The organism is Phaeodactylibacter luteus (assembly GCF_007993045.1).
GTDB lineage: Bacteria > Bacteroidota > Bacteroidia > Chitinophagales > Saprospiraceae > Phaeodactylibacter > Phaeodactylibacter luteus.
This window is the reverse complement of the sequence record NZ_VOOR01000020.1, coordinates 18,342-44,106: the sequence shown is the minus strand read 5'-3', so window position 1 is coordinate 44,106 and position 25,765 is coordinate 18,342. Positions and strand designations below refer to the sequence as shown.

Annotated in this window: 17 protein-coding genes; 8 read left to right on the top strand and 9 right to left on the bottom strand. The window is 54.8% G+C overall.

Features of this window, described 5'->3' with window-relative positions:
- Nucleotides 1–8 precede the first annotated feature (8 nt).
- From trhO to FRY97_RS10985, 3 genes are all read right to left on the bottom strand, one after another.
- The gene (gene trhO, locus FRY97_RS10995; RefSeq protein ID WP_147167625.1) at nucleotides 9–1,055 is read right to left on the bottom strand and encodes an oxygen-dependent tRNA uridine(34) hydroxylase TrhO; all 1,047 of its coding nucleotides are present in this window, start codon (nucleotides 1,053–1,055) and stop codon (nucleotides 9–11) included.
- Between the two features lie 145 nt (nucleotides 1,056–1,200).
- Nucleotides 1,201–2,205 carry an amidohydrolase family protein gene (locus FRY97_RS10990; protein WP_147167624.1) on the bottom strand — a complete coding sequence of 335 codons (1,005 nt, stop codon included), beginning with the start codon at nucleotides 2,203–2,205 and terminating at the stop codon, nucleotides 1,201–1,203.
- Between the two features lie 145 nt (nucleotides 2,206–2,350).
- Nucleotides 2,351–4,129 carry a S8 family serine peptidase gene (locus FRY97_RS10985; RefSeq protein WP_170254598.1) on the bottom strand — a complete coding sequence of 593 codons (1,779 nt, stop codon included), beginning with the start codon at nucleotides 4,127–4,129 and terminating at the stop codon, nucleotides 2,351–2,353.
- 181 nt (nucleotides 4,130–4,310) lie between these two features.
- On the opposite strand from FRY97_RS10985, the gene FRY97_RS10980 reads away from it, so the two are divergent.
- The 3 genes from FRY97_RS10980 to FRY97_RS10970 all read left to right on the top strand — a co-directional run bounded on the left by FRY97_RS10980 (nucleotide 4,311) and on the right by FRY97_RS10970 (nucleotide 6,484).
- On the top strand, nucleotides 4,311–4,781 hold the full coding sequence (locus tag FRY97_RS10980; RefSeq protein ID WP_170254597.1) for a GNAT family N-acetyltransferase: 471 nt from the start codon (nucleotides 4,311–4,313) through the stop codon (nucleotides 4,779–4,781).
- Between the two features lie 26 nt (nucleotides 4,782–4,807).
- Nucleotides 4,808–5,404, top strand: coding sequence for a DNA-3-methyladenine glycosylase family protein (locus FRY97_RS10975; protein ID WP_147167576.1), 597 nt, complete (start codon nucleotides 4,808–4,810; stop codon nucleotides 5,402–5,404).
- Between the two features lie 129 nt (nucleotides 5,405–5,533).
- On the top strand, nucleotides 5,534–6,484 hold the full coding sequence (locus FRY97_RS10970) for a succinylglutamate desuccinylase/aspartoacylase domain-containing protein (protein ID WP_170254596.1): 951 nt from the start codon (nucleotides 5,534–5,536) through the stop codon (nucleotides 6,482–6,484).
- A gap of 524 nt (nucleotides 6,485–7,008) precedes the next feature.
- Here FRY97_RS10970 and FRY97_RS10965 read toward each other — a convergent pair.
- The 3 genes from FRY97_RS10965 to FRY97_RS10955 all read right to left on the bottom strand — a co-directional run bounded on the left by FRY97_RS10965 (nucleotide 7,009) and on the right by FRY97_RS10955 (nucleotide 10,166).
- Entirely contained in the window at nucleotides 7,009–8,778 is a 1,770-nt protein-coding gene (locus tag FRY97_RS10965) for an ABC transporter ATP-binding protein (RefSeq protein ID WP_147167574.1), read from the bottom strand.
- A 256-nt stretch (nucleotides 8,779–9,034) separates the two neighbouring features.
- Complete coding sequence (gene radC, locus FRY97_RS10960) at nucleotides 9,035–9,733, bottom strand: RadC family protein (protein ID WP_147167573.1); 699 nt, start codon at nucleotides 9,731–9,733, stop codon at nucleotides 9,035–9,037.
- A 193-nt stretch (nucleotides 9,734–9,926) separates the two neighbouring features.
- The gene (locus tag FRY97_RS10955; RefSeq protein WP_147167572.1) at nucleotides 9,927–10,166 is read right to left on the bottom strand and encodes a DUF3276 family protein; all 240 of its coding nucleotides are present in this window, start codon (nucleotides 10,164–10,166) and stop codon (nucleotides 9,927–9,929) included.
- Nucleotides 10,167–10,302: 136 nt separating this feature from the next.
- Here FRY97_RS10955 and FRY97_RS10950 point away from each other — a divergent pair, with 136 nt between their 5' ends.
- From FRY97_RS10950 to FRY97_RS10940, 3 genes are all read left to right on the top strand, one after another.
- Nucleotides 10,303–10,716, top strand: a complete 414-nt coding sequence (locus FRY97_RS10950) for a ribonuclease P protein component (RefSeq protein WP_147167571.1) — start codon at nucleotides 10,303–10,305, stop codon at nucleotides 10,714–10,716.
- 34 nt (nucleotides 10,717–10,750) lie between these two features.
- Nucleotides 10,751–11,296, top strand: coding sequence for a hypothetical protein (locus FRY97_RS10945; protein WP_170254595.1), 546 nt, complete (start codon nucleotides 10,751–10,753; stop codon nucleotides 11,294–11,296).
- Nucleotides 11,297–11,469: 173 nt separating this feature from the next.
- A complete protein-coding gene (locus FRY97_RS10940) occupies nucleotides 11,470–11,871 on the top strand; it encodes a hypothetical protein (protein WP_147167569.1) in 402 nt (133 codons plus the stop codon).
- Here FRY97_RS10940 and FRY97_RS10935 read toward each other — a convergent pair whose 3' ends face one another.
- Complete coding sequence (locus FRY97_RS10935; protein ID WP_147167568.1) at nucleotides 11,872–12,468, bottom strand: CvpA family protein; 597 nt, start codon at nucleotides 12,466–12,468, stop codon at nucleotides 11,872–11,874.
- A gap of 245 nt (nucleotides 12,469–12,713) precedes the next feature.
- Between FRY97_RS10935 and FRY97_RS10930 the strand changes: the two genes are divergently transcribed.
- Both FRY97_RS10930 and FRY97_RS10925 read left to right on the top strand, forming a co-directional pair.
- A complete protein-coding gene (locus FRY97_RS10930) occupies nucleotides 12,714–14,003 on the top strand; it encodes a mechanosensitive ion channel family protein (RefSeq protein WP_211356848.1) in 1,290 nt (429 codons plus the stop codon).
- A 273-nt stretch (nucleotides 14,004–14,276) separates the two neighbouring features.
- The gene (locus tag FRY97_RS10925; protein WP_147167567.1) at nucleotides 14,277–16,334 is read left to right on the top strand and encodes an alkaline phosphatase D family protein; all 2,058 of its coding nucleotides are present in this window, start codon (nucleotides 14,277–14,279) and stop codon (nucleotides 16,332–16,334) included.
- Between the two features lie 84 nt (nucleotides 16,335–16,418).
- Here the strand turns inward: FRY97_RS10925 and FRY97_RS10920 are convergent, their stop codons facing one another.
- Both FRY97_RS10920 and FRY97_RS10915 read right to left on the bottom strand, forming a co-directional pair.
- Entirely contained in the window at nucleotides 16,419–17,135 is a 717-nt protein-coding gene (locus tag FRY97_RS10920) for an SDR family oxidoreductase (protein ID WP_147167566.1), read from the bottom strand.
- Nucleotides 17,136–17,482: 347 nt separating this feature from the next.
- On the bottom strand, nucleotides 17,483–25,306 hold the full coding sequence (locus tag FRY97_RS10915; RefSeq protein WP_147167565.1) for a choice-of-anchor I family protein: 7,824 nt from the start codon (nucleotides 25,304–25,306) through the stop codon (nucleotides 17,483–17,485).
- Nucleotides 25,307–25,765: the final 459 nt, after the last annotated feature.

The following is a 25,765-nucleotide window of genomic DNA, read 5'->3' as shown; positions in this document are numbered from 1 at the left end:
GTAGGGCATTAAGAGATATCGAGGGGTTCGTCTTTTCGCAGCGCCTTGTAGCGTCCTTTGCCAAACTTGGTCCCATTGAACTCAAGCTGTCCGCGCAGCTCTTCCCGTTTTTCTTCCGGCAGGTTGTTGAAATCACTGCAAGCCTTAGAACAGCAGTGGCTGTACTGCTCTGCACAAGAGGGGCATTGGATAAACAGGATATGGCAGGCATCGTTGGCACAGTTGATGTGGTCATCGCAGGGTGCACCGCACTGATGGCAGCGGGATACGATGTCCTCGGTGATGCGCTCCGCCATCCGCTCATCGAAGACAAAGTTCTTGCCTACATACTTGATGGGCAGCCCCTGTTCCTTGCACTGCCGGGTGTATTCAATGATGCCCCCATCTATCATGTGTACGTGCCGGAAACCGCGGTGCAGGTAATAAGCGCTCGCTTTTTCGCACCTTATGCCTCCCGTACAGTACATGATGATGGGTTTATCTTTTTTGTCTTCCAGCATATCTTCTACTAGCGGAAGGGCTTCGCGGAAGGTCTCTACATCAGGGCAGATAGCCCCTTCAAAGTGCCCGACCTCGCTTTCGTAGTGGTTGCGCATATCAACGACCAAGGTTTCAGGGTTGTCTAAAAGGTTGTTGACTTCCTGAGCGCTGAGGTGTTTGCCTCGTTTGGTGACATCAAAGGTGTGGTCATCGAGCCCATCGGCCACGATTTTTTTACGGACTTTGATTTTGAGCTTGTAGAAAGACTTGCCGTCGTCATCAACAGAGATATTGAGGCGGGCTCCGTTTAGCCACGGGATGCTGTACATATCTGTTTTGAAGGCTTCAAATTGCTGTTCGGGCACAGAGATTTGGCCGTTGATGCCTTCTTTGGCGACATAGATCCTCCCGAATACCCCTAGCTTGCTCCACCGGAGGAAGAGCTCGTCTCGGAAGCGTTCAGGGTTGTCCAGGTTGTGGTACTGATAGAAGGAGAGCGTGACGCGCTCTTCGTTGCTCTCCAACATACGGCGTTTAAGCTCGTCGTTGTTGACGCGGTTGTAAAGTGCTGGCATGATATTCATTGCGTACGTTAACAAAAAACAAGTTGCAGGCTTGCCGGGCCAAAAGCCCAGGGCTGCTAACTGTACTTCCCACCCTGCTGCGTGCAGGGTTGCGGGCGCAAATATAGCCTGACTTTAAAGACTTTACAAGCGAGCCCTATTCAAACTGACTGCGGTCTAGGTTGAGCCATTCGAGAATGTTGTCGGCATATATACCTGCGCGGACTTCCTCGCTAAGCCCCATTTCCTCGATGAAAGCCCCGATTTCCAGGTCGCCAAGAGGGAAGGGGTAGTCCGATCCTAGGCAGACCCGGTTGGTGCCGGCCGTTTTGAGGATGTACTCCAGCATAGCAGGGTCATGTGTGATGCAGTCCACCCAAAACTTGCCCAGGTAATCACGAGGGGGCACCTCGTTGTCGACTGCAACGAGGTCGGGCCGGCAATCGAAGCCATGCTGTACACGGCCTATAGTAGGCAGGAAAGAGCCGCCTGCATGGGCAAAGCAGGTCCTGAGGTTGGGGTGCCGCTCGAAAACGCCCCCGAAAATCATGGAGCATATGGCCCGGGAGGTCTCAGCGGGCATGCCGACGAGCCAAGGCAGCCAGTATTTGCGCATATCGTCAAAGCCCATCATCTCCCAAGGGTGGACAAAAAGGGCCATGCCATAATCCTCACAGGCAGCAAAGAAGGGCTCAAACTTTTTATCGCTGAGGTTATCCCCATTGATGTTAGAGCCGATTTGGATGCCGGCCAGCCCAATTTCGCGGCAGCGCTCCAGCTCCTGAATGGCTGAGTCAGGGTCTTGCATAGGCACGGTGCCAAGCCCAATGTAGTGGCGCGGGAATTGCTCGACGGTCTGTGCGATATCATCGTTCAGGAAGCGGGCGAGCTCCAGGCAGTCTGAAGGTTTGGCCCAGTAGGAGAACATGACCGGTATGGTACAAATGACTTGGACCTGTGTGCCGTGCCGGGCATACTCTTCAATACGTTCTTCGGGGTCCCAGCAATTGGATTTGATTTCCCGAAAGAATTCGTTCCCCTTGATCATCCGGGCAAAGCCGGGGCGGTGGTGCTCCAAGTGGATGAAATCGCCATACCCGAAGAGGTCGGCATAGCGTGGGAGGTCCCGTGGAATGATATGAGTATGCATATCAATCTTCAGCATATCGGTTGGCTTTGGTCAGGGCTCTTGCGAGCGGGTAATAATGAGCCTGCCCATACGCATTGGGCAAGGGCCATTCGGCTAAAATAAGGTAAAATTGCTTACCCCCAAGTTCAAATGGCCCTTGCTTTTTTCTGCTTGCGCCTCAATGCCGGATCAATTTGCCGGTAAACCTGCGGTTTTCTATCCATACTTCGAAGTAATAGATACCGGGGGCCAGGCTTTCGCCATTTAGGAGCAAGGTGGGGTCGCCAGCTGGCCAGGCTGCTTCCAAAATGGGCAGCCCGGCCACATTGAATACCCGGGCGGTACCGGAGGAGGCCGGAGTGAAATTGGCGTGTAAGCGGAATAGCCCGGCGGAGGGGTTGGGGAAGGGCGTGATGTCAGCAGTTTGTGCTTTCGCTTCTTTAACGCTGCTGAGGTTGAGTGCTGCTTCCACTGCTTGCAGGGCATCAATGCGGCCAAAGCCATATACGGCGTTGGGGATGTCCATGCCGCTCACGCCCCCACAGTCCTGTCCGCTCTGCATAGGCCGGGCGGTTTGTTCCAGTAAAGACTCAATGACTTCGACCTGCCCGGCTAGGTCAGGCCGGGCTGAAATGATGAGGGCTACTGCCCCCGCCACATGCGGCCCGGCCATGCTTGTGCCCGAGAAAGTGGCAAAGCCACCGTTTTTGATGCTTGAGCGTACGCCTACGCCCGGTGCTGCTACATTGGGCTTGAGCCGGTTGCTGTTGTCTGCCAAAACTGTGCCCCGGCTGCTGAACCCGGCGATCGTATCGTTTTGCTGAGTGGCGCCCACGGTAAAGCTGTTCTCAAAAATAGCCGCCGGGGTGCTAACGCTCCCGCAGCTGCTGCCGCTGTTGCCAGCAGAGACGACGACCACCACGCCCGCAGCTTTGAGGTTGTCCACCACAGCCTGCATGATTGAAAAGTTGGAAGGGTTGCAGCCTTCGATCTCCGGGCAGCTCCAAGAGTTGGCAATGACGTGCGGGGCCATAGCGGGGTCGGGGTTTTCGCCGTTCAGGTCGGTCGGGGCCAAAAACCACTCAAAGCATTCGATGTAGGAGGAAGGGCTGCCATAGCCCCTTTCCATATTGCGGCAGGCAATCCACCGTGCTCCAGGGGCTACGCCAATGCTTTTGCCCTCATCAGATAGCCCTCCTGCCATAGTCCCCATGGTGTGGGTACCGTGGTTGTTGTCGTCGCAAGGGACCGGGCTGTCGAGCCCACAAGGGTTGGCAGCGCTGTCATAGGGCGGCCCGTTGAGGGAGTCGATGGCGTGGATGGCGTCGTGCCAGTTGTAATTGTGGTCAGCTGCAGTGCCATCCCACCCTCGGTAGCTGTCTTTTATGGCAGGGTGGGCCCACTCATAGCCGGTGTCTTGGCCGCCTATGACTACGCCCTGCCCGGTGAACCCTTGCTGCCACACTTGGTCTGCCCCTATTGCGGCAATGCCCCATTCCACACCGTTGCGGAAGTCTAAGGCATTGGCTTCTTGGGGCGCTGGGAAATACTGCAGCTGTACAGGGGCGTTGTCCTGCAGCTCACGCACTTCGGGCCGGCGGGCGAGCTGCTGCGCCAGGCTGTAATCGGCTTTGCAGGCAATAGCGTTGACAACATGGAAGGGCTGATAGGGGGTGCCTGCGCTTTCCAGCAGCTGCCTGACCGCTGCCTGGCTTTCCTGGGCTATGCGCTGCGTTTCTTGGTAGACAAAGGTGCCGCGGGCTTCCTTACTGGCCATGTGCCTGGCAGCAGAGACATCTGCCTGTGCATCGAAGCGTATCAATATGGCATGTTGCCCGCCGCCCTTGAGTTTGTTGAGCAAGGGGGCATTGATTTTTGTATCTGGGTTGGCAGGCCCTTGTGCGAAGCCCAGTAGGCTGAGGCAGCAAAATAATAGCGTGGCGGTATTGATTTTCATGATTGTCGTGACATTTGAGGATAGTAGAGGCGAAACTTTTTCTGGAGGATAGTGCTGCTTACCGTATTCAGAAGCAGGGAAAAGCCAGAGCATGTTTTTGATAGCTAGTAAATTGTTGTAATTTAACATTTTGCACGGATTAGGGGGCGATTTTATCAAAGAGAGCAAAATCCGGGACAAAATGGGACGCCAAATTAAGATATACGACGCTTTTTCAGGTATTAGCCTTATGGAAAAGAACCGGCTGGCCCGGTTCCTGATTGCACACGAGCCCAATAGCAGCAGGGAGAGCATCCTCGAGGCATTGGATTATGCTGTGAAAGGGAAACCTTCTTTTGGCGGGTTCATCACAGTTGCTATAGACGGCTCTGATATCTTAGGAGCTGTGGTGGCCAATTGTACGGGCATGGAAGCCTATAACCCAAAATACCTCTTTGTCTTCGTAACCTTAGGCAGGGCGGAGGGGCATGCTGACGGCCTGCTGCAAAACTTGTTGGAGCGCGCCCTGCAACATGCCGATGGCGACATTGCTATGCACGTTAAGCCTGGCCATCCGGCATTAAGCATTTTCCAGCAGATGGGCTTCGAAGCGGAATACCTTGAGCTTCGTCATGCGCATAATTCTCCCAACTTATCAAAAAATGCAGGCTAGCATTGGTGCCGCCCGCCCCCTAAAGTATGACCAAAGAAATTTTTGCCCACCTCCATCAGGATAAGCAGCTACGCCCTGCCCTTCATCCGCCTGCGCTGCCACCGCTAGAGCTCAGCCCTGACCTGTACAAGGGGCTGTTGCGTGCGATTGTCTTTCAACAGCTATCTGGCAAAGCTGCGATGACCATCCACAACCGCTTTCTTGCTCTTTTCCCAGACGGGTACCCACAGGCGAGCCTATTATTGGGGCTGCCTGATGAAGCATTGAGAGGTGCAGGGCTCTCCCGGCAGAAGATGGGGTACCTGCGCAATGTGGCTGCCTTTTTTCAGGAGCATGAGGCAGACCGCCTTCTACAATGGACTGATGAAGAGCTGCTCAGCGCGCTGACTTCTATCAAAGGGGTTGGGGTTTGGACCGTACAGATGATTTTGCTTTTCAATTTGGGGCGGCCCGATATTTTTCCAGAGAAAGACTTGGGCATACAAAAAGCGATGCAGCAGTTGTACGGGCTGGAAGGGAAGGGAAGAGCCCTTGAGCGGGCTATGGCGGAGCAGGCTGAGCAGTGGCGCCCTTATCGCAGCTACGCCACTCGCTTGCTGTGGCGTTTTTTGGATAACCGTTAGTTGGCCTGCATTGGCCTTCTCCAGGGCCAACCCTATCTCAATGGAGGGTGTTTTTTATATGCTGTGTGTGGGCATAGCGGCACCAACGCTTGCCCTCAAGGCCGGTTACGGCTGCAAAACAATATGTTTATGAATAATCAACGACTGATCGGAGCCTATTCTGGGAAAGAGAGCGGGCCTTTGTTGATTTGTCTGGGCGGCATGCACGGAAATGAGCCTGCTGGCGTACAGGCATTGGATATTTTGTTCAAACTGCTGGAGCTGGAGCCGGAGTCCAATCCGGATTTTAAGTTCAAAGGGCGCATCGTTGGCTTTAGAGGGAATGCTCGTGCTATCGCAAAAGGGGCGCGGTTTTTGGAGAAAGACCTCAACCGGCAATGGACGCCAGAAAACGTTGCCCGCATCCTGCAGTCCCCACCGGATGAGCTGAAGGCAGAAGACCTTGAGGTGCTCGAGTTGCATACAGCAATCATGGAGGAGATCAGCGCTTATGCCCCGGAGCGGGTTGTATTGTTGGACCTGCATACCACTACCGCCTACGGCGGGATTTTTTCCATTGCGACGGATGACCCTGAGAGCGAGCGTATCGCGGTGGAGCTGCACGCACCTGTTATCAAGGGGCTGCTGTCTGGCCTAAGGGGCACGACCCTTCATTACTTCAATACTGCTCAGATCGGCCTGCCCACCGTTGCGGTTTGCTTTGAGTCTGGGCAGCATGATGAAACCCTTTCTGTGAACCGGGCCATTGCCGCCATCATCAACTGCATGCGCACCATCGGCTGTGTAAAAGCAGAGCATGTGGAGAACCGGCACGATGCACTCCTCATCGAGTATTCGAGGGGGCTGCCTAAGGTTTCTGAGCTGATTACCTGCCACAGCATCCGGCCCGGAGATGCATTCCAAATGCTGCCAGATTACAAGAACTTCCAGGAAGTGAGAGCGGGAGAGGTTTTGGCACATGACCGGAACGGAGAGATAAAGGCCGCAGAGGCTGGGCGCATACTCATGCCCCTATACCAAAAACAGGGGGACGATGGCTTTTTTCTCATCCGCCCGCTGCCCAAAGGGCGGTTCAGTTAGCGCTTATTTGGAGTAGTTTTGCTATGGAAATCAAGGGCTGATGCCTGATCGCTGTGCCGGCAGGGCCAGCAGGGTTCTAAAGTTGAGTGGGGCACAAACCAGGTTGCCGTTTTTGGGGGCCTGCCCCTCCGCAAGGATAGGGGCCTGCCACCCCTTCGCAGCGCTAGTGCCTCAAGCCATAAATCCTTGCCACCCCAAGTTTCGTTTTTTTCCGCCTACTCTTCGTTAAAGAACCGTTCCTTTAGCTCGGGCTAAAGTCGCGAACCTTCGCCTTGATTAGTTGGCAAATAACTTCAACTTAAGTATCAGAGATTTATGACTTAAGGCACTAGGCCAATGCCAGGCTATAAAGCCCGACACGCATAAACGCCCTCGACATTAGGGTTTATGCCCGTTGAGTTTAGCGGGCATAATGAAGATATAGTGAGGAGGCCAGGTTTGTAAAACATGGATTTAAAATAGGATAAAGCTGCAGGTGCGTATGCTCTCAGCATGCCTTAAGAGATGGGGGCAGGCAGAATGGCTTACCCCTCAGCAGCAGCTTGGAGAAACTGCATATCGTATAGCTTGCGGTACTGCCCATCCTCTTTCTGTAGCAGCTGCTCGTGTGGCCCAAACTCCTGCAACTGCCCCTTGCTCAGCACCATGATGTTGTCAGCATGGCGTATGGTCGATAAGCGGTGGGCAATGATGATAGATGTCCGTTTAGCAATCAGCTTTTCGATGGCATACTGAATGACAGATTCTGTTTCGGGGTCAATGGAAGAGGTAGCCTCATCAAGGACTAGGATATCGGGGTCAAAAACCAGTGCCCGGACAAAAGAGATCAGCTGCCGTTGGCCCATAGATAAAGTCGCCCCGCGCTCCATCACTTCGTAGTCATAACCTCCGGGCAGTTTCTCGATAAACTCATGAGCCCCGATGAGCTTAGCGGCTTCGATGACCTGTTCTCTAGAAAAGCGCTCGTCCCGTAGGGTAATGTTCTCCAGTACAGAGCCAGAGAACAAAAATACGTCTTGTAGCACGATGGCAATTCGCTTGCGGTAGGCTTCCAGCTCGTAATCTTGTATGCGCTGCCCGTCTACCTGTATCTCCCCTTTCTGTATCTCATAGAAGCGGTTGAGGATATTGATGATGGTAGATTTGCCCGAACCGGTGCTGCCGACTATAGCGAGGGTTTCGCCCGGTTGGACCTCGAAGCTGATGTCTTTCAAGACATAATCAGGCAATTGGTAAGCAAAATGTACGCCCTTGAACTGTATGTGCCCTTGCAGTTGGGCAGGCTGCAGCGTGCCATTGTTCTCGATATGGTCGTCTTTGTCAATTAGGTCGAATACCCTTTCCGAGGCCACCAGGCCCATTTGGAGGTTATTGAAGTTGTTGGCAACCGTCCGGATAGGCCGGAACAGCATGTCTAGATAAACAGGGAAAGCCACCAATGCCCCCAGGGTGACCCCCGAAGCCTTGAGCACATCCTGAGCGCCCCACCAAACCATAAGCCCGAGAGAGGCGGCAGAGATGATCTCTACAACCGGGAAGAAGACGGCATAATAAAGTATTGAGTCCAGGTTGGCCTGAGTGTACTCCCGGTTGATCTGCCTGAACTTTTTCAGTTCCGCTTTTTCAGCGTTGAAAATCTGAACAATCCTCATGCCAGTGATCCGCTCTTGTAGGAAAGCGTTCATACGGGAAATCTGAGAACGGACCCGCTGATAGGATTTCTTGACCTTCTCTTTGAAGACATAACTGGCCAGAATGAGGAAAGGCATGGTCGTCAGGCAGATCAGCGTCAATTTCCAGCTTGTATAAAACATCACCCCCAGCACGGTGACGAGGGTGAGCAAGTCTGCGATGATGGTGATAGAGCCCTGAGAAAAAACAGTATTGATGGCCTCGATATCATTGATGGTGCGGGTCGTAGAGGTTCCAATGGGCGTGCGGTCGAAGTAGGTCAGCCTCAATTTGGTAATGTGCTTGAAGACACGGACCCTGAGGTCGCGGATGACAGACTGCCCCAGCAGATTGGTCGAGAAGATAAACCAGTAGCGGCATAGGGACTCGAGCATCAGCAGCCCTACCAAGACGAGCGCCATCTTGGTCAGCCCACTGATGTCATTGGCGAAGATGTAATCATCAACCATGACTTTGATCAGGTAAGGGCGGGCGGTAGATAGTGGGGCTAGCAGCACCGCAAGGCTGGCGGCCAGTAGGAAAATATTGCGGTAGGGCCGGGTCAGGGCAAACACCCGGCCGAGCAGGCGGTAATCAATGCTGTTCTTGTCCTTTGAAGCCATGCGATATTGGTGACAGTTTCAGTTGGGGCGCGGCAAGGCGCTTTTTCCACAACTAAAGGAACACAGCAGTACAGGATAAGTTGCCAGGGCTTGAGCCAAAATATTGCAGGCTTTGACATCCTGATGGCAACGGCCTAGCGCTGCGGAGGGGTGGCAAGCCCGATAGGGCCGAGCGGACAGCGAGCCCCGCAGCATAGCGGCACCTGCCTCGGGCAGGGGCAGGCCCCATTGGGTTTGCGCCCAAGGCAGGCAGGCTTTACAATTTCCCTTCGTCGGCAAAGCTGTAGTAGCCCCGTTCCGAAACGATGAGGTGGTCGAGCACGGGGATATCTATAGATTGCCCGGCGCGCACGAGCTTTCGGGTGAGGTCTAAATCAGCCTGGCTTGGGTTGAGGTTGCCGGAAGGGTGGTTGTGGCAAAGGATGATGGCGCTGGCTTCTGCGTGCAGGGCTTTGCGGAAGACGATCTTGGCGTCCACAACTGTGCCGGCCATGCCGCCCATGCTGATCCGGGAACGGCTCATGACCCGGTTGGCCCGGTTGAGGTTGAGTATCCAAAACTCCTCGTGCTGCAAATCGACCAAGATGGGCGCGATAGCATCGAACGCATCCCGGCTACGGGAAACTTGCGGCTTATCCACAATCCGGGAGAGCTGCCGGCGGCGGCCGAGCTCCATAGCTGCAGCGATCGTGACCGCTTTGGCCTGCCCTATGCCTTTGAAGGTTTGTAGCTCCGGTATGCTGCGCCGGCCAAGTTCATTGAGGTTGTTGGCTGCGGACTGGAGCACTTTCTGCGCTAGGCTGACGGCAGAATCCTGTGCTGAGCCAGAGCCGATGAGTATAGCGAGCAGCTCGGCATCGGAGAGGGCGGACTTCCCTTTGTGCAGGAGCTTTTCCCGCGGGCGGTCTTCCTCGGCCCAGCTCTTGATAGAGAGGTTTGGGGGTGTGTAAGTCATGGTTTCAGGTGGGGTGTAAAAAAGGTGCCCGCCCTTTGCTGCACTGCTGGCGGCAGGCATTTGGCTTTCTTCCGTTCAGTAAGCTTAGCTGAGCAGAATGCCGGCTCATTAAGGCGTTACACTTGATTGGGCCAGGCTGAATGCCAGGCAGGCACCGAATTCTAGGATTAGATAGAAAATACGCTTTCGGGGCTTATGCGTCCGCTTTCTCAAGTTTGGCGTAAGCTTCCATGCTAGAGGCGATGGCTTGGGCAAACCGCTCGAAATCGCCATCGAATATGAAAATGCGGTTGCGTTCAAATTCGCCCTCTTTGTTTTTGGAGGAGCTGGAAATGCACAAATAGGGCTTACCGTTGCTGGCTTCTTTGAGGTCAAAGAAATAAGTGCGCCCTTCACACTTGACCGTTTCCGTAAAAAGAACTTGCTTTTCCATGTTTTTAGGTTTTTTTGGTGTTTGAAGATGGGCCTTGTCCCCAAGGCTTACTTATCTGTCGCAGGAATCCTTTTTTTCCATAATTAAAAGGGCAAAAAAATTTCAGAAGCGGGCAAAAAACCAGTAATTGCAGGCGATGAAGCAGGAAAAAAAAATGTACAGGGCCGAGCGGCTGAAGAGCCGTAAAGCTATAGAAGGGCTTTTTTCAGGGGCTTCCCCCTCCTTTGGGCAGTACCCCCTGCGGTTGGTCTATCAGAAAGCAGAAGCGGCGCGCGCGGGGTTCCCCGTACAGGCTGCTTTCAGTGTGCCCAAGCGGAAGTTCAAGCGGGCAACGGACCGCAACTACATCCGGCGAAAAGTGCGGGAAGCTTGGCGAAAGCACAAACACCGCCTTTACCTCAAGCTGGAAGAAGGCGAAGCTTATGATTTTATGATTCTCTACACGGCAAAGGAGCCAGCCCCGTTTGATGAGATAGAGCGGGCCGTCAATATCATGATCAAGCGTTTCCTGAAATACCGGAAGCCGGGCAACCGCGACCCTAAAGCCTAGGTCTACTGTTTATAGTCTGACAACTTCTAACACATTGCTCAAACTTATCATCAATATGACGACCTACCGCTGCTTGCCCACACTGATTATCCTTTTTGCTTTCGCCCTGGCCTTGCCCGCACAAAAAGCCTTGCAGATTGAGCGGTACGGCAGCCCGGATACAGAAAAATTCTTTGCAGGCGACATACTGGAGTACCGCTTGGCTGGTGAAGATCACTATCAAGAAGGGTATATCGAAGGTTTCCGTATGGAGGACAGCCTGATAATTTTTGGTGACCGTTACGTCAATGTGCACGATATTGAAAGCCTGCGCTTTGACCGCGCTTGGGCACGGGCGGGGGGCACGTCCCTGGTTGTCTTTGGTTTGGCATGGTCCGGGTTTGCAGCAGTGGGCTATGCCACAGACGGGGACCCCGAAACGAGCTACCGCTGGGCCGATGCTGCAGTCACAGGTGTGTCAACCCTAGCCGGACTGGGCTTGCGGCGCTTTTTCAAATACAAAAGAGTACGGCTTTCCGGAAAGCGGTACCGCCTCAGGCTGGTCGACCTCCGTTTTAAGGTAGAAGGGTGGGAAGATTAAATTGAGCACTGTGCTAAAATCTGGCTAAATTGTCCAAAGTAGGCATGCTGCCCCAACCTTGCCGGGCTGCAGGGTGTCTTACAGGGTATAGCTATGCCGTGCCCCTGAATGGGTCAGGGGGCGCAAATTTTTACGGGCTGTAGATTATCATGCCCACGGTGCAAAAAGATATTATGATCAAGCTAAAACACATCTGCTTATTGGTTGGGCTTTTGATGGCCACTGCCTCATGCAGCGACAGCCTGATGAGTGAAGATTTTGTGCCGGGGGAGGTTCAGCTGCGCGTACAGAATATCAGCAAATTCAAGCTTGACGAGGTCGTTCTGCAGCCTGGCACCCCTAGTGTGCAGACTTACCTCGGGCTTGAGCCTGGACAGACATCCGGTTATCAGCCTTTTGAGTTCACCTACGCCTACGGGTATGTACGTACCATTATCGGTACAGATACCCTGACCCTACAGCCGATCGATTACGTGGGGGAGACCCGGATATACGATGGGGCTTACACCTTTATCATTGATGTAATAGGGGAGGAGCGGCCAGAATACTTGGTGCTCGATTTTCAAGCGGATTGATTATCTCCGCGGGCGCTCATCTTCATCGGGCAGGTCATAAATGATGGGGTCGCTTTCTTCCCGTTCTACTTTCACGCCATCGAGCTTGTCCATAAATTCAATGGAGTGGTCCCAGAAGTCTTCTAAGATTGGCTTCGCCCTGCCGCCCCAGTCCCACACTTTTTCTGGGTATTGTTCTAGGTAGACATAGGTGCGCGATTCATTTTTGGCTTCGTTATTGATCAGGTGGGAGCGGTCGCCAAACCATAGCAGCACGCTGTACAGCAAAATCATCAGTGCAGCCATAAATAGCCCGCCAATCACCTGATTGATGAAGTTGATATTGGCTGATTCGAGTGCTCCTTCCAGCATGTTGGCAAATAGCCGGATGCCCATCATGGTGAGCACGAAAGTGAGGAGGAAGCCAGCCACAAACATCAGGGGGTTGTCGGATACGGTGCTCTCGAGCAGGCCGGTCACATCTGGGCCAAAGCGGAATGCGATCATCAAGCCGAAGATCACAGACAGAATGGTGAAGATCGTTTTTATGATGCCCCGGGAGAAGCCTACATAGAAGCCCCAGAGGCTGGCAACGGCAAATATGACATCAATGACCATAATCCTTCCTTTTAGGGGAGCTTGCTCCCCCTTATTCCGCTGCAAAGTAAAGCAAAAATGGGGCGGGAGCCGATAAATACGGCCACCCGGTGCGCAATTTCGATGAAAAGGGGCGCCTTAGCTCTTGCGCTTCCGCAAATTCATCCGAATGTGTACCTTGCAGCGAGACATAGACCACTCCCATGCAAGCCTTTTTGGAACAAACCCTTTTTAGCCTGGGCCAACACAATATCACACTAGGGCAAATGATAGCAGCAGTGGGCTTGGCGCTATTGCTGTCGGCCTTGTATTGGCTGCTGGCCGTACGGCTCTTCCCTTTGCTGGCCGGGCGCTTGGAGATTGCTCCGGAAGAACGGCGCAGAGCCCGCCGCATCCTTGGGCTGTTGCTCATTCTGCTCGGCGCGTGGGGGGGGCTGGCTGTTTTTAGGCTAGACCAGCAGCTGATCGAAACGACCAACGAAGAGTCGATCAACCTTTACATCTCCACCTTTCTGCAGGCGCTCATCATCTGGCAGTTTGCCCGCCTGCTCGACTTCATCATCTCCCGCCTGCTCATTACCAATTACTACAAAAGCCGGCAGGAGGAGCCTATGGAGCTCGACCGCTACCAAACGGACACCCGGGGCAAAACTAACCGTACCGTACAATATGCCGTCTACATCCTGGCGATGCTCTTCATCGTCAATGCCTTTGAAATAGACTGGGCGTTTTACACCTACACCCCTTCCGGGGCCGAAGATGGGCAGACGCGAAGCCTCACTGTTTCCAACCTGCTCAATGCCGGTTTTATCCTTGTCATGGCCCGCCTGGCCAGTTGGGTAGCCATACAGCTCATCCTCAGTCAGTACTACCGCAACAAAAAAATAAATGTTGGCTCACAGTACGCCATCAATCAGCTGCTGCAATACTTCGTCTACATTATCGCCATCCTCATGGCCCTGGAGGCCCTCGGTTTTACGCTCACCCTTATCTGGGGCGGGGCAGCTGCGCTTTTGGTAGGCATAGGGCTGGGGCTGCAAGAGACCTTCAAAGACCTCTTCTCCGGTGTCATCCTGCTCTTCGAGCGCCGGGTGGAAGTAGGCGATGTGGTAGAGGTAGATGGCCTGGTCGGCACAGTCCGCCGCATAGGGGTGCGCACCTCCCTTATGGAAACCCGGGACAACATCACGGTCATCGTCCCTAACTCCCGCCTGATTGTGCAGCACTTCGTCAATTGGAGCCACAACGACAATAAAGCCCGCTTTTACGTGGGCGTGGGCGTGGCCTACGGTTCCGATACCGCTTTGGTCAAGAAGCTGCTGCTGGAAGTAGCGCGGGGCAATGCAGACATCCTCCGCTACCCCCCGCCGTTTGTCCGCTTCAAGGATTTTGGGGCTTCCTCCCTAGATTTTGAGCTGCACTTCTGGTCGCACGAGTTCATCGGCATCGAAGACGTCAAGAGCGAGCTGCGCTTTGCCATCGATCAGGCTTTCCGCGAGCATGGGGTCACTATCCCTTTCCCACAACGGGATGTATGGATCAAAGGGGGGCAGTAGGGCTGTTGTTGGATAGACATTAGCATCAGCAATTTTGGACCCCAGTATACGCTGCCGATGTTTTAGCAGGAGCATACTGTAAGCACCTTGGGGCAAAGGCCTTTGGTTCATCGGTCAGGATGAATGCCCAGCCACACGGGGCGTAAATGAAAATCTTGCCCCGAACGAAGGCAGCGTGCTCGGTACAAAAGCCATGGCAGACTTCAAGTTTGGTTAACTTCCAATTCATAGGACAAGTCGTTCTTACAGCCCATATCAAAAACTCCTTCTGCTATGTTGCGAATACTTTTCTTCTCTGGGCTGCTGCTCGTCTGCACCCTCCTCACTGCACAGTCGGACCGGCTACTGCACAACGATCGGGTTGAAGCCCGGAATAACCCTACTAGCATCAACCCAGAGTGGGGCCCCTTCTTTCACGGGGTCGCTTCCGGAGACCCCCTCGAAGACCGCGTCATTATCTGGACCCGTGTCACTCCCGAATCTATGAGTAACGAGCCGGTAGACGTGAACTGGTTTGTTGCAACAAGCCCCAACTTGGACAATATTGTTCAAACGGGTACCTACACCACTGGCCCAGAACGGGATTATACTGTCAAGGTAGACGTGGAGGGGCTCGAACCGGGCCAGACCTACTATTATGTCTTTTCAGCCAATGGCGCCTATTCCCTTATCGGGAAAACGAAGACCACGCCCATCGCAGGGCAGGCCAGCCACCTCAGGTTTGGCGTTGTCTCCTGTTCCAATTTCCAAGCGGGCTATTTCAATGCCTATAAGCGCCTGTCTGAGCGGACCGACCTTGATGCCATCATTCATCTGGGCGACTATATCTACGAATATGCCGATGGTGGCTACGGTGACAGCACGCTCACTTCCAACCGCCCCTTGGAGCCTGCGAACGAGATTGTGACTCTTGAGGAATATCGAGCGCGCTACTCTACTTACCGCCTTGATACCGCCTTGGCCCGTGCCCATCAGCAGCACCCGTTTATTGCTGTATGGGATGACCACGAGAGCGCGAACGATGCTTATACCGATGGTGCCCAAAACCACACTGAAGGCGCTGAAGGCAGCTGGACCGACCGAAAGGCTGTAGCCAAGCAAGTGTACTTTGAATGGATGCCCATACGAGAAAATGCAGATGAAAGCATCTACCGTACCATTCGCTATGGTAATCTGATGGACCTCATTATGCTCGATACACGCCTTGAGGGCCGGGAAGAACAAATCTTAGACGTAACTTCTCCCGAGCTTTATAGCCCCGAACGTACGCTGCTGGGCAATGAACAGAAAGCTTGGCTGTTCAATGAACTTAGTACTTCGCAGGCGAAATGGAAGGTGATTGGGCAGCAGGTCATTTTCTCGCAGTTCAACGTAGGCTGGGCTGCGCTTATTGATCCTAGTGGGCCTTCTTTCCAAGAGCTCGAAAGTATCTTTTTGGATATTTGGGACGGCTACCCTGCAGAGCGTGCTCAGATTATCGATTATCTCAGTACGGAAGAGATAGATAATGTAGTTGTGCTTACCGGAGACTTTCACAGCACCTTTGCGTACGATGTCACAGCAGAGCCTGTCGATCTACAGTTTCAAGAAGTGCCTGGCGTGGGCACCCTGCCCTTTTACAACCCATCTCCTACTTACGACCCTGCCAGCGGTAGCGGGGCTGTGGCAGTTGAGTTTGCTACGCCGAGCATTACTTCTGCAAACTTTGATGAAAATTTGGATGCACCAACCGCAGCTGTGTTTCAGGGGCAGATCAACAACCCTATCAATTTCCCACCCCTCTCGTTAGGCAATCCCAACCCTCACATGAAGTACACCGATCTTATACAGCACGGTTACTTCCTGTTGGATATCACGGAGGAGCAGGCACAAGCCGATTGGTACTTCAGCATCATCAGCCAAGTCACAAATGAGGAAGCCTTCAGCGAAGGCTGGTATACTGCGGAAAATGCCAACCGCTTACAACAAGCAGGTGCTCCGGCAGCCCCAAAAGGGGTACAGGATATCCCTGCGCCCAATGAACCACCTGTCGTCATCAATCAGGTGAAAGCCGAGCACCGCAAACCATCTGGCAGTTTAGCCATTTTGGCAGCTTACCCCAATCCCTTTAATTCGGTCAATACCTTGCACTACAGCTTATCCCGCCATGAAGAGGTACGTATTATGTTGTTGGATATAGGGGGCAAGCCAGTGCGCGAACTATTGCACGAGGGCCTTCAGCCCGGGGTTTACTCCTTGCAGTTGGATGCCCAAAGCCTTCCAACTGGCACCTATATTTATCAAATTCAAGCCGGTGGCCAGACCTATACCGCTCAGGTGGTTAGGAAATAGTTCCCACTAGCCACCCCCAACACAAAAAGCCCGGTAGCGCAAATCTGCGCTACCGGGCTTTTACCTCTCGCTGTCCTGTCCCGGCTATCGTTTCGGCGGCATCGTCGGCCGCACCTCCACCTTGCTGGGCAGCGTACGCGGGTGCATTTTCAGCAGGTCCATCACCATCTGCCCCATATCCTCCGGCTGTATTTTCCAGGCATCTGCTTCGTTGGGCGTATGCCCGTTGAAGTAGGTGGCCACCGAGCCGGGCATGATGGTCGTCACCTTAATGCCATGCTGCCTCAAGTCTAGCATGACCGCCTGTGAGAAGCCCACCAGCCCAAATTTGCTGGCATTATAGGCCGAGCCGCTGGCAAAAAAGTTGGTGCCCGCCAGGCTGGCAATCGTGATGAGGTACCCTTTAGATTCCTTAAGGGCCGGCAAGGCCGCCTTAGCCGTGTAAAATACGCCGGTCAGGTTGGTGTCGATCACACTGTTCCACTGCTCCGCCGTCATATCCTCAATAGAAGCAAAATGGCCTACTCCAGCGTTGGCGATCACCACATCGAGCTGTCCAAAAGACCCGATCACATCCTTTACGACCCGCTCCTGCGCAACCAGGTCCCGCACATCAGCCGCCAGGCCGATCGCCTTCCCTGGCCCGCGCTCATTCAGCTTCTTCGCCGCATCGTCCGCAGCAGGCTGCTCCCGGCTCGTCACTGCTACATGCATACCGTGCTCCACCATGGCCTCAGCCACACCGAGCCCTATCCCTTTGCTTCCGCCCGTGATCAGGGCTACTTTTCCTTTCAGTTCCATAGTTATCTTTTTTTGCCCCGCTCATCAATGGGGCGTTGGTGATAGTTCAAATATCTACAATACCCTGCCGGCCAGGATGAGGATGATTTGGGCGTGCCCCCCGCCCGCCAGCCCCTCCTGTTGGGGGGCGCTACGTTCCGGGGTGCCGCCGCCTTGCCTGCAGCAGGCGGCTGGCCTACCGGCCACCCTCCACATCGCTCACGCAGCCCTGCAGTGCCACCTGCCGAAATGCAGGTCTTTCCAAAACGGAAAGCAGCGCCCGGAGTTTGGCCACAGCCCAAAAAAATCCCCGCCCGGAACAAAATCCCGGGCGGGGCCCAATTATTCAGGAAAATACTAAAGCGGGTTTACTCCACGATCAGCCTGCGGGTAAGGGTGCCCGCCTCACTGCTCAGGCGCACCAGATAAACCCCGGTAGGCATCCCGCTCAGGTCGATCTGTGCACGGAATGCCCCGGCACTGGCAGGGATCTGACGCAGCTGTACGGCCTGTCCTGCCACAGTCACTACCGATAGCTCATAGGGCGTGCCCTGCAAGCGGCCGAGCTCAATTGTAGCCTTTCCTGTGGTCGGGTTCGGGAACAAGCTGAAGCTTTCCTCCGTGAGCAGATCCCGTGTGCTGTTGCAAACATCGATCACGAAGCTGAGTACAACAGGTAGCTCGCAGCCGAAGCCATTAGTGACTACCGCCTCGATATTGTATGCTCCGGGCTCCAGCCCTTCTGTGCTGAAGGATTCCACGGGCACACCGTTGATCAGGAGGAGGTTGCCCATGCCCGGGTCAAAAGTATAGGCTTGCTCTACGCAAATGACCGTGTCCATTGGGAAATTGGCCATAGGCAGCGGGTTGACGCTCACAGTGATGGAGTCGGTATTAGTGCAGCCCTCCGCGTTGGTAACGGTCACACTGTAGGTGCCGCTTTCTGCTACGGTGATGCTTGGGCTGACCGCCCCGTTGCTCCATGCGTATACCTCAAATCCTGCTCCGGCATCAAGCGTGGCTGCCTCGTTTTCACAAATGGACAAGTCTTCGCCCAGCTCAATGGCTGGCAGCGGGTTCACCTCTACCACAACGGTATCGGCCGCCATACAGCCGCCGTCTGTAGTGGCCATGACAGTATAGGTGCCGGCCGCTGTGACCGTGGTCAGCTCGCCCATATCGCCGTTCGACCAGATGACCTCCTCGTATGTCCCAGTAATCTCAAGTGTAGCGCTCTCGCCTTCGCAGATCGCAACGGTTGCTGGCAGACCGGTGACCGGGCAGTTGAGGCCCAGCTCGAACATTGCTACAGAACCGCTGATCTCGTTAGATACCGCGAGGAGAGGTTTGCCGTCTGGGCTTGCCGAAGCGGGGATGAAAGCAATGCCCTCTGGCCCCAGGTCCCCACCTGTTGTCTCCACCGTACGGGTATTGATGTACTGCAGATAGACAGGCGCCGCCGGATTGCTGATGTCGTACACCATAATACCCCCGACACGCTCCAGGCCGACAAAAGCGTAAGTGCTGCCGTCTATCTCGGCTACTGCTACAGCTTCCGGCTCCGGCCCTTTATCGTCAGAGCGGTTCTTGAAGTCGTTCTCGTCATTGGTTGTATTGAAGAGTGCGCCAAAAACGGGGTCGTTTGCGGTGATCTGCTCCAGGTCGTTGCCGCTGTCATAAACGAGGGCACCGGTCGCTGCATTGAAAATGGAGAAGGAGCGCCCGCCGTAGGCATACAGCTCGTCGTAATCGCCGTCCCCATCCGTATCGCCATTGGCGGCGGTGATTCGCAGGCGGCCCATTAGGACATCCTCCTTGAGCAGGTCGGCATCTGGGAAGGCCGTCGGGTCGAGTACGATCTCGTCGTCTTTTACCCTGAATTCTTCGGTATATCCATCATAATCCCTGGCATCCCCCTCGTTGGTGGTGATGATGTAGCCCTCACCGCCAGCGGTGAAGTAGCTGATGGCATCCGGGTGGTATACCCCCTTCACAGGCCAGTTGGCAAAGAAGATGCCATCGGTGCGGTCAGAAGCATCGAAGGTTACCCCTTCTGCGGTCCAGTCTTTGAAGCCAAGCGGCCGGATCTCCGTGATGCTCTGAGTGGCCAGGTCGACAATAGCCAAAGCGTTGTTCTCCTGGCAAGCTACATAGGCAGTGGTGCCGTCCTCAGAGAGCGTGATGTACTCCGGCTCCATGTCCTGAGCCACTGTAGCACCTGGGCCAAATATTCGGACGCCCGCCGCGCGCAGTGCATCGGCCTGCCCGTTGAATGCCTCAAAAGTAGCCGTTGCCACAGTAGCTGCGGCAGGGCCATTGCTGAGGTCAATGATGCTCACCGAGCCTTCGGGGTCTACTGTGTAATCATCGTTGGGCTCCCCTTCGTTTGCAGTCAGGACCTTTGTGCCATCGGGGCTAAAGGTGACCATATCGGGCAGCACGCCCACCGTCACGCTGCTGATGAACACCCCATCGGTATCAAAGAACCCGACCATGCCGTTATCCGCAGTGCCGGCCCCTTCAATCGCAACGGCGACCAAGCCTTCGTACACCGCTACGGAGTTGACGTTGTCGCCAAATGGGGTAATGTCAATAGAACTGACCAAGGCAACGTTGGCGGGGTCGCTGTAGTCCAGGATGTCCACTCGCTGATTATTGCTATTGGTCAGGAACAGGCGTTGAGCAGCTCCATCATAGGCGACAATCTCGGCTGTCCCTTCGCCCCCTCCGGTAAAGTAAGAGCCCAGGTGGCTCAGTTGTACGTAGGGATCAACGGCGGCCACCGGCGCCATATCGTCATTATCGTTGATGAGCAGGATGTGGCGGTTGTTGCTGCCCACCATCACGCTGCTGCCATCGGCGTCGATCTCAAGGACGAGGTAGCGCCCGCCAAGGCTGCTATTGTCTAAGATATCCAGTGATACAAAGCGGGAAGCCGCGCTTCCATCAAATGTTACTGTGGCAGAAGCCAGGGTGAAGTCTTCGCCTTCCACTGCCGTAGAAGCGCTGAGGACGTTGATCTGCGCAGTACCGGCTATGCCCCCCGCTTCAGCTACGCTCAGCTCCAGCTGAATGGTGCCTGCCCCTTCATCCAGTTGAGAATCGGCTTGCGCAAATTCTACGGTGCTTGGGCGCTGTAGCTCGAATACGCCTATAGTGCCGCTGATCTCGTAGGCTGCTAGGATGTACGCTTTGCCATCTGGGCTTTCGGCGCTGGAGACAAAAATCAAGTCTTCTGGCCCAAGGTCCCCGCCCTCTGTATCGAGGGTACGCGTGTTGATGTACTGTAGGAATTGGGGCGCAGCAGGGTCAGATAAATCATAGGCCAGGATGCCGCCCACGCGCTCCATCCCGATAAAACCGTAAGGGCGGCCATCAATTTCTGCTACGACCACAGCTTCTGGCTCCGGCCCTTTGTCGTCAGAGCGGTTCTTAAAGCTGTTCTCCTCGTTGTCGCTGTTGAACAGGCCGCCATAGGTGAAGTCATTGGCAGTGATCTGCTCCATCTCATTGCCGCTGTCGTATACGAGGGCACCGCTTGCTGCGTCAAAGATGGAGAACGAGCGCCCGCCATAGGCGTACAGCTCATCGAAGTCGCCATCGCCATCGGTATCGCCAGTGGCTGCAGTGATACGCAGACGGCCGAGCAGGACGTTCTCTTTCAGGTACTCCGCATGGGGGAAAGCATCTGCATCCAGTACAATCTCATCATCGCCAATTCGGAACTCCTCTGTGTACCCATCATAGTCGCGGGCATCGCCTTCGTTGGCTGTAATGATATAGCCCTGTCCGCCTACATTGAAGAAAGAGACGGCATCCGGCTGGTACATCCCCTTCACGGGCCAGTTGGAGAAGAAGACCTCGTCCGTCCGGTTGGAGGCATCAAAAGTAGCGCCCTCTGCAGCCCAGTCCTTATACCCCAGCGGCAGGATACCTGTAGCGGCCGCCGAAGCCAGGTCTACCTGGATAATGGCGTTGTTTTCCTGGCAGGCAACGTAGGCGGTGGAGCCGTCATTGGAGAGGGTGATGTATTCTGGCTCCAGGTCTTGGGCAACCGTAGCGCCCGGGCCGAAGATGCGCACGCCCTGAGCGCTGAGCGTGGCTTCGTCCCCGTTGAAATTGCTGAAGCCTACCGTCGTAGCCATAGCCATAGCAGGGCCATTGCTCAGGTCGATCAGGCTCACCGAGCCTTCGGGGTCGATGGTGTAGTCATCATTGGGCTCCCCTTCGTTGGCCACCAGCAAGGTCTGTCCGTCTGCTGTAAAGACGAGCATATCCGGCAGTGCGCCTACTGTGGTGGTGCTGAGCAGGTTGCCGTCGGTATCGAAAAAGGCGACAAAGCCCGGGTCTGTCTTAACGCTCGCCTCCATGGCTACTGCCACAAGCCCCTCGTATACAGCTACGGAATTGATGGCACCGTTGTAAACGGAGAGGTCAATGCTGTTGATGGCGGAGATCCCGGCTGGGTTGCTGAAATCCAGGATTTCTAGTGTGTTGTTGATGGAGTTGGACGCGAACAGCCGCTGAGTTCCGGCATCAAAAGCTACAATCTCTGCAGCCCCACCGTTGGGCAGTGCAAAACTGCCGCTATGGCTGAGCTGTACGGCAGGGTTGTCCGCAGCCTGCGGGCCAAAGTCGTCAGTATCGCTGATGAGGACAATCATGCTGCTCTCCTCTCCAATTTGTACAGTGCTGTTGGCCGGGTCGGCTTCCAGGATGAGGTAGCGCCCGGAAAGATGGCTGTTGTCTAGGATTTCCAAGTCAAATGTGATCGGTGCGGTGCTGCCGGCAGGTACTTGGAGCTGCAGCGCTGTCAGCCGGTAATCTACATTAAACTCCGCAGTGGAGGCACTAGCGATAGTAAAGGCGATGGTGCCCGGCAAATCGCCCGGATTGGTGACTTCAAAGGCAATGGTTTCAAAGCCTATGCCTTCAAAGGTCTCTAGGGTGCCTTCTGCAAACTCAACGGTTGGCGTTGCCTGTAGCTCGAATACGCCTATGGTGCCGCTGATTTCGTTGGAAACGATCACAAGAGGCTTTCCGTTGGGGCTGTTGGCCGCGTCAATAACCTGAATGTCTTCGGGGCCTAAGTCGCCACCTTCTGTTTCAATGGTCCGAGTATTGAGGTATTGCAGGTACTGTGGTGCAGCTGGGTTGGTCACATCATACAGTACAAGCCCTCCGGTGCGCTCCAATGCGATAAAAGCATAAAGGCGGCCATTGATCTCCGCTACGCGCACGGCTTCGGGCTCTGGCCCTTTGTCGTCAGAGCGGTTTTTGAAGCTGTTCTCTTCATTGTCACTGTTGAAAAGGGCACCGTACAGGGGATCGGCAGCGGTAACCCGTTCGAGCTCGCTCCCACTGTCGTAGACTAGGGCGCCGCTCGCTGCATCAAAAATGGAAAAGGAACGGCCACCGTATGCGACAATCTCGTCGAAATCGCCATCGCCATCGGTATCTCCACTGGCCGCTGTAATGCGCAGGCGGCCTAATAGCTGATCGTTTTTCAGGGCTTCAGCGAATGGGAAGGTGCCGGGGTCGAGCACAATCTCGTCATCCCCAATGCGGAACTCTTCTGTAAAGCCATCATAGTCGCGGGCGTCACCCTCATTGGCTGTGATGATGTAGCCTTGCCCGCCTGCTTCAAAAAACTGTACTGCATCAGGCATGTACGCGCTCTTCACGGGCCAGTTGGCGAAGAAAATGCCCTCTGTGCGGTTAGAAGCGTCAAAGAAAGGCCCACTTTCCGACCAGTCTTTGTAGCCAAGGGGGCGCACCGCTGTGGCTGTAGCCGTCGCCATATCAACGAGGACAAAGGCATTGTTCTCTTGGCAGGAAACATAGGCGGTGTTGCCATCAGCGGAGAGGGTGATGAACTCTGGCTCAAGGTCTTGGGCAACGGTGGCGCCCGGGCCGAAGATGCGCACGCCTGCTGTCTTGAGCTCGGCTTCTTGAGCGTTGAAGCTGGCGAAGCTCACCGTGGCCGCATCGGCAGCCGTCAGGTTGGCTGCTCCCGCTGATAGGTCGATGATCGTAACTGAGCCTTCAGGGTCAATGGTGTAGTCATCGTTGGGCTCTCCTTCATTTGCAGTCAGCACCTTGGTGCCGTCGGGGCTGAATACAACCATATCGGGCAGGGCGCCCGCAGGGGCCTGGCCCAGGAAAGTGCCATCGGCATCAAAAAAGACGACTGAGCCGTTGTCGGTCTTCACCTCGGCTTCCATGGCTACAGCTACCAGCCCGTTTTGGACTGCTACGGAGTTGATGCCGCCGCCGTAGGCGCTCATGTCTATGCTATTGATATTGCTCAGTGCAGCAGGGTTGGAGAAGTCGATCACGTCCAAGGTATTGGTTGCAGAGTTGGTCACGAACAGCCGCTGAGTAGCAGGGTCGTGCGCTACGATCTCTGCTACTTCACCGCTTGCGAAGCTGCCCAAGTGGCTGAGCCTAACGAGAGGCTCAACCGGAGCCTGAGGTGTAGCATAGTCGTTGTCTTGTATGAGGATGACGAGCTGATTGTCCGAGCCTGCCTCTGCGTTTTCCAAAGCCGAAAGCTCGAGTATAAGGTAGCGCCCGCCTTCACTGCTGTTGTCTAAAACTTGGAGCGGCAGGGTAAGGTCGCCACCGGTACTGCCGGCAAAAGTCAGGGTGTCTCCGCTCAGGGTGTAGTCTTCCCCAGCTATAGCAGTAGAAGCAGGGGATACGTTCACTACCAGGGTAGATGCGAGGCTGTTGGGGTTGGTCAGGGTAACGATGATATCCTGAGCGCCTTGCCCTTCCAAAAGGAAAAGGTCGCTGTCTGCGAAAGCGGCAACGGGTGTGATCGCTGGCGTGAAAGAGCCCGGGGTTGCCAAAATCTCGGTGCCATTGAAAGGGATGGTGTTGGCATACCAGTTGGCGCCTTGATTGTTGTCTAAGCCTGCGTCGAGCAGCTCTATGGAAGGGCCATTGCCGTCGGCTTCGGCTGGCCATGGCGATTCGTCGAGGTAGTTGACGGTATCGATGAGGGTGCCGGAGAAGTTGGTGATGGCAATCTCTTCGTCACCATTGGTGATTTCGCCGTTTCCCCAGTCGTAGAAGTCCATCCCGAAGAAAGCCTCTGCTTCGGCTTCATTTTGCGCCAGCAGGACAATGCCGCCGGCTGGCAGCTCAAGCTCGGGAAAGGTGAAGCTGAAGCCAGAATTGACCTGAAGCCCGCCAATGGGCGCCGGGCTGTTGCCAGCGTTCAGGATTTCAATAAACTCCAGGTCGTCGCTGCCAGGCGGGTTGTACAGGATTTCGGTAATGACGAGGTTAGGGGTGGCGTCGTTATAGATCCAATCAAAGGTGAAAGCTTCAAGGAGAAAGTTGCCTGCCTCATCAGTGACCAGCCCTGGGCTGAGGCTGTTGGCCTGGCCGTTGAGGAATGGCTCAGTGTAAGTGATGGTCACAAATGGGAATTCCATGCCGCCGGGGGCTGAATAAACGATAGAGGCAATGGTGCCGTTGGCGGTAGTGTAGTTGAGCGGGTTTTCCACGCTGGCCACGTCCATCGGCTCGCTGTAGGTCAGGCGGATGCTGTTTTCGTCCAACAGCTCTGCCCCCAAGACGATAGGGGGGAGGAAGTCTTCCACGCTGCTGAATACCGCTATGTCATCAAAACCGGCATAGTCGTTGCCGCCATTCTGTTTGGCCATCAGCCGGAGGCGGACGGTGGGGATGCCGGCAGGCAAATTGACGAAAACCGTCTGCCAGCCTTGGGTATCCCCGTCAAGGGCAACATAGTTTGACATATCAAAGCCTGAGCCAGGTGCTGTCTCGATGATGTACCCGATGGAGTCTGTGTCTTCGTACCCAAAGGAGTAATACTTGAAGGAGACGGTGTTAAAAACGAAACTTGAAACGTCTACGGCATCGAAATCGAGAGTGTGGAATCCGTCGTTGCCTCCGTTGGGGTTGTCGAGGTCGCGCATATACCAAAAGGCAGTGCCTGAGGCGGGCGACAAATCATTGACAGCATTGGATATGCCCCAGACATCATCAATGTCTGGCAGGGAGTAGGCCGCAGGTGATGCGGTGAAATTCCAGGGGTTGGCTTCATTGCCTTCAAAGCCCTGGAACAATTCTTGCTCGGTCTGAGCAGAGAGGGGTAGGGCAAAGGCGGCGCAAAGGAGAATGCACCAAGCCCTGATAACCGGGTAAGGGTACTGCATGGATCGTATTTTGGGTTGAAAAATAAACTCCCCAAAACTACAGCAGGCAGCGGCAGCCCGAGTTAAGCTAAGATTAAGGCTAGGTTAATTAATGGCCGTCAGCCTCTTGTGGCGGGCATTTACGAGCGTGTTGGGCCTTAAGTAATCGGCCTGTCCCGCTAAGCTAGCGGGACACTTTTTTGCTTACGCTTCGCCCCGGAAATCCTTCCCGTTTTTGTGCATCAAAAGCGGGGCTTGGCTAAGCTCCGGTTTCGGCTAGAAGGCCAAAATCCCAACATCTCTAAGCTTATGGGGCTATAGGCTGGCATTGGCCTAGCGCTGCGCAGGGGTGGCAAGCCCGACAGGGCCGAGCGGATAGCGAGCCCCGGAGCATAGCGGCACCTGCCTGCTGGCAGGGGCAGGCCCCCTTCAAAAGAACGGTAAACTGTTTTGCACGCCTTGTGGCTCCGAACCTGCTCC